This window comes from Collinsella sp. wc0583 (genome assembly GCF_046116915.1).
Taxonomy (GTDB): Bacteria; Actinomycetota; Coriobacteriia; order Coriobacteriales; family Coriobacteriaceae; genus Collinsella.
The window spans coordinates 266,949-275,541 of record NZ_JBJXBN010000003.1 but is presented as its reverse complement, the minus strand read 5'-3'; the positions used below and the strand labels follow the sequence as shown (position 1 = coordinate 275,541).

The following is an 8,593-nucleotide window of genomic DNA, read 5'->3' as shown; positions in this document are numbered from 1 at the left end:
TTGTCGCAGCCCCGACCCGCGGTCACGAGCGGGGGCTCCTGTCGTTTCCGTGCCCCTGGATTGGGTCATAGTGTCTGACGGCGCGTGCGTTGCGGACGGATCTGGCACCTTTGCCCGTGAGTGCTTCTGCGAGGGAGCCGAGGTGTTCCTGGACCTGTGTCGCGATGCCGTCGATGCCGCTGAGCTGCATCAGTGGAACTAAAGGGAGTATGAGCTACTGAGTGCGGCGCGCGGGATCGCGATGGCGTAGGCAGACAGATCAGACAGCCCGTCATACTGGTTGACGCTTCGATTCAAACAGCAGGGCGAAGTCGCGCTTACAGCCCCGCCATGCCAAACCGAATGGCGTTCTCAAAAGGCCTACCCCCCCTCCGCCTTCAGCCTCAGCAGCAGGTCGCTCAGCTCGGGGCACTTGCTGGAAAGGCGCGTCTGAGCTCGCTCGCCCATCCCCCACCGTTGGCGGATCTCCTGGGCGCGCGGGCTCACTCGATAGTCCCCGTCCATCACCTGCTTGAGCAACTTGGCGGTCACGCGCGCATCGGCCAGGGCACTGTGGGCGTGCCCCGTCGACTCGTCAAACTCGATGCCGAACCACGTTGCCGCATCGCTCAAAGAGACGCGCCCGTGGCTGCCCACGTCCATGATCGAGGTGTAAAACGCCTGCAGGTCGGCCCAGTCCGTAGGAAATGCGGAAAGGTCGATGTGCTTTGCCTGACACTCGGTCAAAAGCTGTCGACGATCCGTCCCGCTCCAGCAAACTATCTGGGCGGAGTAGCGACCAATCCAATCGCTGAGCCTTTTGATCACCACATAGAGCGGATCGGCCATCGCGGTATCCACAGCCGATATCCCCGTAAGCTCGCGGACGGGAAACGCAACGCCTTCGGTAAATTCCGTCTGCACAAACTGCGAGAACTCGCCCATAACGTTGCCGTGGTAATCGAGCTTGACGGCGCCGACCTCGATAATCTCGTTGCGCAGCCCACGGCGCTGGCGCTGCTTTGGCACCGGCGCAAACTCAAAGTCCAGCACAATCTGGCGCGCAAAGTTCGTCGTATCGATAGCCGAGATACCCGGCGTCTTTTCAGCTGACACGGTTAGGGCCTTTCTCCGTCAACTGCCGCTTGCTACATAGGCGGCTACATTGCCGTAAGGATAGGCGCCCGTGCGGACATGAAGGCGGGACGCAATGCCACGCGCGCCAGGCACACGCCATACGGTCGACCCCAAGGGCGCCGCCCACTCTATTCAAATGGATAAAAAAGATTGAGGCCCGGTGACTTGAATCAGCGGTCATCCCGGGCCCATCAGAGCTCACAGAGCTCTTGGTTGCTTTGGTCTCGCTCTTCACGGCGCTTATCGAACTTTCCGAGGCACTCAAGCAGCATTCGAAGCATAACAAGTCGCTGCCATTAAGGCACTGACCTCTTGACCAAGCAACGGCGCTGCCCAGCTCTCCAGAACTTGGGCCGCCGTCAACTTTATTCTATCCGCGAGCATCTGGTTTACCAAATGGATTTTCGGTAAAGGAAGCACGGCACGCCCGCAAAAACACTACGCCCCAAGTGCCGCCATGGGGATCACCGCCACGCCGTCGTCGCGTGTGTAGGCAATGCTTCCCTTTCCAACCACAACCGCCAAAAACGCCGGCGCGGCATTCTAAGACGCGCTTTCCACTTGAAGCCATGTCGATTCTGGGACACAGTTTCCGCTTGAAGCCCATCCGGAAAGCGCGTCCCATTCCGAGGCTTGAATCCGGGACGTAGTTTCCACTTGAGCTCCTGACGGGAAAGCACGTCCCACTCTGAAGCTCGATTCCGGGATACAGCTTCCGCCAGAGACCTCAACCGGAAACGGCATCCCACTCTGGAGCCAGAATCTGGGACGCAGCTTCCGCTTGAAGGCCGATCCGGAAAATGCGTCCCAGTCTGAGCGCTCATTCCGGAATGCATTTTCCGCGAGGGGCCGATCCGGAAAGGCCATCCCACTCTGGAGCTATAATCCGGGACACGCTTTCCGCCGACATTCCGCCGGCAGCCAACACGACAAAAGAAGGGCCCCATTCCAGCAATTCGAGGACAGGCTCTTGTTCTCGAGCAGAGCTACCCCGCACTCACATCTCGGCAAACGAAATCAGCTTGGTATCTCCCCTGCTCGCCGCAGCTTCCTGACATCCTTGCGTAAAGCCACGCTTCGAGAAGATCACGTAGCTTTTATGCTGCCGCCTAAAGAGCTCGCTTCGGTACACGAGCTTTTGCAGCACGTCTTCGTCCACCGGTTCATTGCGCCATTTGCATTCCGCAAACAGTGCAGTGCCCTCGCCGTCGTCAACAATCAAGTCGATTTCTTCCTGCGTATGCGTGCGATTATCCGTCCCCCACCAGCGCCCGACGCTCGCCGGAACCACATCGAGCTGGCCCGCTCGCGCGAGTTCGTACACGTATTGTCTGCATATAAGCTCAAAGACCGTGCCCATGTAATCCGATACGTGCGGCTCAATGCGCTTATACGCCATCTCGGCCATATCGTTTTGAATCAGCCCGATGTTCTGCGGAACAAACTTGTACCAGAACCTAAACATCTGGTCGCTCAGCAGATACACGGCTCGCTTATTGCTCGTCTCGTTTAGGGGCAGCTCGCGCTCGACAATCCCAAGCGACGCCAGCTTATCCACATAGCTCTTTACGTTGCTCGCAGGGATTCCCGTAGAGCTCGCAATCTCCGAGATCTTCGAGCGCCCCTGAGCAATTGCTTGCACGATCGCATCATATTGCTCGGGATTGCGGCACTCTTGCAATAGCAGGTTACTCGGCTCCTCAAAGAGATAGCCCGTAGGAGTAAGAAAAAGACGTTTGATGTTGTCCTTGAGCGGTGCAGCAGGATCGACTTTCTCGATATATGCAGGAATGCCGCCCGTCATGCCATAGCAAACTGCAGCGTCTTCGCGACTCATGCTCTGCCACAGGCCGAGGGTCGTCATAAAATCGAGCGGCATGATCTTAAACTGGGCCGTACGCCTACCGTATAGCGGGCTCTCGTAGCCCAACACCTGTTCCTCCATAAACGAAAGAGACGAGCCGCATAGAATCAGCATGAGCCTGGTCTCTTTGTACAGGTGATCAATCTTGTCTTGCAGCAACGAGCTGATCTCGGGATTCGATTGGGCGAGATAGGGATACTCGTCAATCACGACAATCAAACGTTCCGTGCGAGCCATGGTGGCCAATGCATCGAACGCCTCGTCAAAACTACAAAACGACACGCCTGCAGCACCAACCGAACCCGCGAGTATCGCCTGGCTAAAGCCGTGCAGGTTTGCCTCCGCATTGGTACGACGAGCTTGAAAGTAAATAGCCTTCTTGCCTTGGATGAACTCTGTGATAAGGCGCGTTTTACCCACACGACGGCGGCCGTAAATCACAGGCATCTCAAAGGAGCCCGTGCCATACAGTCGATTGAGCTCGGACATTTCCGCTGTTCTTCCGATAAACATAGGGCCATTCTTCCCTTACGTTATAGCTAGCTATATTATACCTTCCTATAATATAGCTAGCTATAACGTAATTCGACAAGCGGCGCACGCAAAAGGGTCGATACACCACCGCACGTGGACCGTTCCGGAAAATGTATCCCGTTCTGGAGCCAAAAACTGGGCCGTAGTTTCCGCCAAACATGCCATCCGGAAAGTGCGTCCCGTTCTGAGGCTTGAATCCGGGACGCAATTTCCGCCTGCGGCCCCGTTGGGAAAGTTCATCCCGCTCTGAGCGCTCGTTCCGGGATGCAATTTCCGTTTGAGGCCCGATCCGGAAACGGCATCCCACCCTGGGGCCGAAATCTGGGTCACAGTTTCCGCAGATACCAGTCGACGATCCGCCGCCTTTATCACATGCCTTCAAATATGCGATCCAGAAACACAAAACAGCAGATAGATTGCTCTTTTTCGAAAAAGTACACGTCCCGAAACTTACCAAGGCTTCATAACTAGCTACCGTTCACGGATGTCGATTACCGCCCGCCGATTCGGCTTCAAAAAATGGCGTCAAAACCAGGCCATCTACCTGCATGGTTAGATTTTGGTCAGCTTTTGGTCAGCTGAGCGGCAAGTTCCGGCTGATACGTTTTTGCTACCCAAAAGGAGGCGGTAGCTCATGACCCATTGCAATGACCAACTCATCGACCAGCTGTTGAACCAAGCCGAACAAGAGGGGCGCTGTCTGATTCCCCCGAGCGCGGCGATCCGAAAAGCGCTCCTTCGGCGCACCGGCAGCACGGTCGTCTCCCCCATGCCGGGATTGTTCGCGCGCAAAATACGCTGGGATGAGCTCAACCGGGCGCAGCGTCATTGCGAGATTATTCGCGCCCTTGCGATCATCCACCCCGATTGGACGTTCTGCGCGTTTTCGGCTGCCTGCCTGCTGGGGCTCGAGGTCTCGTGGCGACACCTGAATGTCGTGCATGCCTGCAGCGCCACAAAGCCGTCGGCTCGCCCGGGCGCGCATATTCAGCGGCACCAGATTGAGCCGGCCGGAGCAATACACAGAGCCGGCATATCGGTAACGCCGCCCATCCAAACGGCCACAGATTGCCTGCTGCAAACTGGTTTTGCCGACGGCATGCCCATTGCCGATTCGGCGATCTCAAAGTTCGGCCTTGCGCGGGAACAGCTGATGGAGGCCGTCGAGCAACGAACGACCGCCCGCAATGGTCGCGCGATTCGTACGGCCCTCACAACGCTTCGATATGCCGACGTCCGCGCCGAGAGCGGTGGGGAATCGGTCGCCCGCGCCGTCATGATCGAGACCGGTTTTGCGCCCGACTGGCTTCAATACGAGCTTACGGACCCCTTCGATTCGGCCAAGCCCATACGAACGGACTTTGCTTGGGAGCGCCAGGCGCGGGAACTCACGCTGGGCGAGCTCGACGGGCTCGTCAAATATACCGACCAGGCCATGCTAGCCGGGCGCACCACCGCCGAGGCGCTCGTTGCCGAACGACAGCGCGAGGCGCACCTATCGCTCTACGGTCACCCTCTGCTGCGCTTTACCATAAACGAGGTCCGCTCGGCAGGAATGCTCGCCAAAAAGCTGCAGACGGCAGGCATCCGGCAGACCGCGCTGCCGGCGTGGCTCAACGAAGTGGAGCTGTAGGAGCTGCTAGGCCGCGCATCGCCGGATCGCATCCCCCCTATCTGGGCCGCGTTTTCCCAACGGCCACGCCAACGGAAAGCGCGTCCCAGTCTGGACGCTCAAAACGGGATGCACTTTCCGGATGGCGGGCCTAGCGGAAAGCGTGCCCCGGAATCCCGTCTCAGAATGGGACAGGCTTTCCGGTTGAGTCCTTCAGCGGAAACTGCATCCCGGAATAGACGCTCAAACTGGGACGCAGTTTCCGCTGAGGTTCTATCCGGAAACCGTGTCCCACTCTGAGCGTCAATTCTGGGATGAACTTTCCGCCTGAGGGTTCAGCCGGAAACGGCATCCCACCCTGAAGCGAAATACTGGGACGCAGCTTCCGGTTGAGGGCTGTTCCGGAAAGCGCATCCCATTCCAGGCGCGGATTCCGGGATGCACTTTCCATTTGAAGCTCCAACCGGAAAGCGCACCCCACTCTGGAGCCGAATTCCGGGGCACGCTTTCCGCCAGAGGCTCTACCGGAAAGTGCATCCCATTCTGAGCGCCAATTCCGGGACGTAGTTTCCGCTCCAAACAAAAGGCCCCGGCTCGCGATGGAGCTGGGGCCAAAGGCACAGCATATGTAGTTGATGCTGAGCGCGAACAGCCCGTCAGCAATGTCGTCTGCGCCCTACCCTACCCGCGGTGACGGGCGCGGCTGTATGGCGTATCCACCATGGGCAGATCCGGACGCAGCTTGCCGTCGAATGCGCGATAGGCGTTCTGTACGGCGGGCGCCGTGGGGATCGTGGCGATCTCGCCGATGCCCTTGCCGCCATATGCCACGGGCAGCAGCTCGTCCTTCTCCACGTAGATGGCATGGATATCCGGGATCTCGGGCGCACGGAACAGCCCGAGCGTGCCGTACCTGGCCTGGGGTACGCAGTCCTTGAGCGGCCAGTCCTCGGTAAGCGCATAGCCCATACCCATAAGCACGCCGCCTTCGATCTGACCCTGAATGGAGATGGGGTTGACCACCTTGCCGGAATCGTGCGCGGCATAGACCTCGCTCACGCGGCCGTCATCATCCAAAATGACCACATGCGTGGCAAAGCCGTAGCAGATGTGGCTCTTGGGGTTGGGAACGTCGGCACCCAGCTTGTCGGTCGGCTCCAGATACACGTAGCCAAACTCGCATCCCTCGAGCGCCTTGATGGCTGCCGCGGGATCCTGAGGATGCATACCCTGGCCGGCGACGAGCTCCTGCGTGCGCAGCTGATAGGCGCGACCGTCGTCGTACTCGATCTTGACGCCGTCGCCATGCGCGCTCACGGGAGCGGCGGGCGCAGGCTTGCCGGCCTCGATGTCAAGCATGGCATCGCGCAGCAGGAAGGCGGCGCCGCGCACGGCCTCGCCGGTCACGACCGTCTGACGCGAGCCAGACGTAGTGCCGGAGTCGGGAGCGTTCTCGGTGGAGCACTCGCCATTGGCAATGCAGCTCAGCGGCAGACCGCAGGCCTCGGCAACGTCTTGCAAAAAGACGGTGTTACAGCCCTGGCCGATGTCGGACGTGGCGGCGTAGACCACGGCGCGGCCATCCTCGATGCGAATCTTGCAGCGGCCGGCATCGGGCAGGCCCACGCCCACGCCGGCGTTCTTCATGGCGCAGGCAATGCCGGCGTGGCCGGGATGCGCGTAGTAGGCATCCTTGACCTCGAGCAGCGTCTCCTTCAGCGCCGTGGAGCAGTCGGCAATCTGGCCGTTGGGCAGAACCTCACCCGGCTCGATGGCGTTACGGTAGCGAATCTCCCACGGATCCAGGCCGACCTTCTCGGCCAGCAGGTCGATCAGGCTCTCGAGCGCAAATTCGGACTGGCAAACGCCAAAGCCTCGGTACGCACCGGCGGGCGGGTTGTTGGTGTAGTAGCCAAAGCCGCGAATGTCGGTATTCTGGTACTTGTAGGGGCCGACGGCATGCGTACAGGCGCGCTCGAGCACCGGGCCGCACAGCGACGCGTAGGCGCCGGTGTCAAAGTTGATCTCGCAATCCAGACCGGTAAAGTTGCCCTCGGCGTCGCAACCCAGTGTAAAGGTACCGTCCATGGCGTGGCGCTTGGGATGGAATGCAAGCGACTCGGCACGAGTGAGCTTGCACTTCACAGGACGCTGGAACTTATAGGCAGCGAGCGCGGCCAGGTGCTGGATGGACACGTCCTCCTTGCCGCCAAAGCCGCCGCCCACGAGCATGGTCTCGACGACCACGCGCTCGGGTTCGTTATCCCAGCCAAACATGTGGGCACACTCTTTGCGCGTATCGTAGGCGCCCTGATCGGTCGACTGCACCTTGACGCCGTTCTTGTACGGGAAGGCAACGGCGCACTCGGGCTCCAAGAAGGCATGCTCGGTAAAGGGCGTGGTAAAGCGCTGCGTCACGGTGAACGCGCTCTCCGCCAGTGCCTTGGCGGCGTCGCCGCGCGTCACGTGACGGCTCTGGCACACGTTATCCTTGAGCTCCACCGTGTTGCCAAAGGCAAAGAAGCTGTCGTGCAGGCGCGGGGCGTCGGCAGCCCTGGCTTCGACAATGTTACGCACAGGCTCCAGCGGCTCGTAATCGATCTTTACGAGCTTCTTGGCCTTCTCGAGCGTCGCCTCGTCCTCGGCAACCACCAGCACGATGGCATCGCCCACGCAGCGGGTGATATCGCCCTGGGCGATCATGACGTCCCAGTCCTGGATAAGGTGGCCGACCTGGTTGACCGGCACGTCCTCGGCGCGCAGGATACCCACCACACCGGGCAGGGCCTCGGCCTTGGAGGTGTCGATGGAGAGCACGCGGGCGCGCGGATACTTGGAGCGCACGGCGCTGGCGTAGGTCAGGCCCGGCTGGTCGAGCTCGTCGATATCGTCGGGATACTTGCCCTCGCCGAGCACCTTCTTGCGTACGTCGATACGGAAGGCGCGCTTGCCCACGCCGTAGTCGTCGCCGCGCTCCAGGTCCTCGTCGATCTGCTTTTCGCCGCGGAGCACCGCTGCGGCGAGTGCGATGCCCTCGATAATCTTTTTGTAGCCGGTGCAGCGGCAGACGTTGCCGCGGATGGCGTACTTGATCTGCTCCTCGGTGGGCTCGGGGTCCTCGGCGATGAGCGCTGCGCCCGCCATGACCATGCCGGGGATGCAAAAGCCGCACTGCACGGCGCCCACGGCGCCAAAGGCGTACACAAAGGCCTCGCGCACGTCCTCGGGCAGGCCCTCGACGGTCACGATGTTGCGGCCGGCGGCAAGCGCGGTGGTCAGTACGCAGGCTTTGACGGCCGCGCCGTCCACGTGGATGGTGCAGGTACCGCACGCGCCCTCGGAGCAGCCGTCCTTGGCGGAGTGAATGTGCAGATCGTCGCGCAGGTAGCGCAGCAGCGGTTTATTTTGGGTCGTCGTGCGCTCGACGCCGTTAACGGTAAAAGTGAATTCCTGTGCCATGGTGATTC

5 protein-coding genes are annotated in these 8,593 nt (G+C 60.2%); 2 read left to right on the top strand and 3 right to left on the bottom strand.

Translation table 11 applies throughout. From position 1 onward, the window contains the following. Positions 1 to 202 (top strand): hypothetical protein (locus ACKUUJ_RS04125; RefSeq protein ID WP_409064744.1); only part of this gene is annotated, 202 nt, incomplete at its 5' end. Between the two features lie 158 nt (positions 203 to 360). Here ACKUUJ_RS04125 and ACKUUJ_RS04120 read toward each other — a convergent pair. Next, positions 361 to 1,095 (bottom strand): exonuclease domain-containing protein, encoded by a 735-nt coding sequence (locus tag ACKUUJ_RS04120; RefSeq protein WP_409064743.1) that lies wholly within the window; start codon positions 1,093 to 1,095, stop codon positions 361 to 363. A 1,018-nt stretch (positions 1,096 to 2,113) separates the two neighbouring features. Beyond that, positions 2,114 to 3,493, bottom strand: a complete 1,380-nt coding sequence (locus ACKUUJ_RS04115; RefSeq protein WP_409064742.1) for an ATP-binding protein — start codon at positions 3,491 to 3,493, stop codon at positions 2,114 to 2,116. A 655-nt stretch (positions 3,494 to 4,148) separates the two neighbouring features. Here ACKUUJ_RS04115 and ACKUUJ_RS04110 point away from each other — a divergent pair. Then, positions 4,149 to 5,147, top strand: coding sequence for a hypothetical protein (locus ACKUUJ_RS04110; protein WP_409064741.1), 999 nt, complete (start codon positions 4,149 to 4,151; stop codon positions 5,145 to 5,147). 660 nt (positions 5,148 to 5,807) lie between these two features. On the opposite strand, the gene xdh is transcribed toward ACKUUJ_RS04110, so the two are convergent. Next, positions 5,808 to 8,585 (bottom strand): selenium-dependent xanthine dehydrogenase, encoded by a 2,778-nt coding sequence (xdh, locus tag ACKUUJ_RS04105; RefSeq protein WP_409064740.1) that lies wholly within the window; start codon positions 8,583 to 8,585, stop codon positions 5,808 to 5,810. Positions 8,586 to 8,593 lie beyond the last annotated feature (8 nt).

Coding starts and splice junctions, on each gene's coding strand:
- ACKUUJ_RS04115 (WP_409064742.1), bottom strand. CDS start 3,493: ATGTTTATCGGAAGAACAGCGGAAATGTCCGAGCTCAATCGACTGTAT.
- xdh (WP_409064740.1), bottom strand. CDS start 8,585: ATGGCACAGGAATTCACTTTTACCGTTAACGGCGTCGAGCGCACGACG.
- ACKUUJ_RS04110 (WP_409064741.1), top strand. CDS start 4,149: ATGACCCATTGCAATGACCAACTCATCGACCAGCTGTTGAACCAAGCC.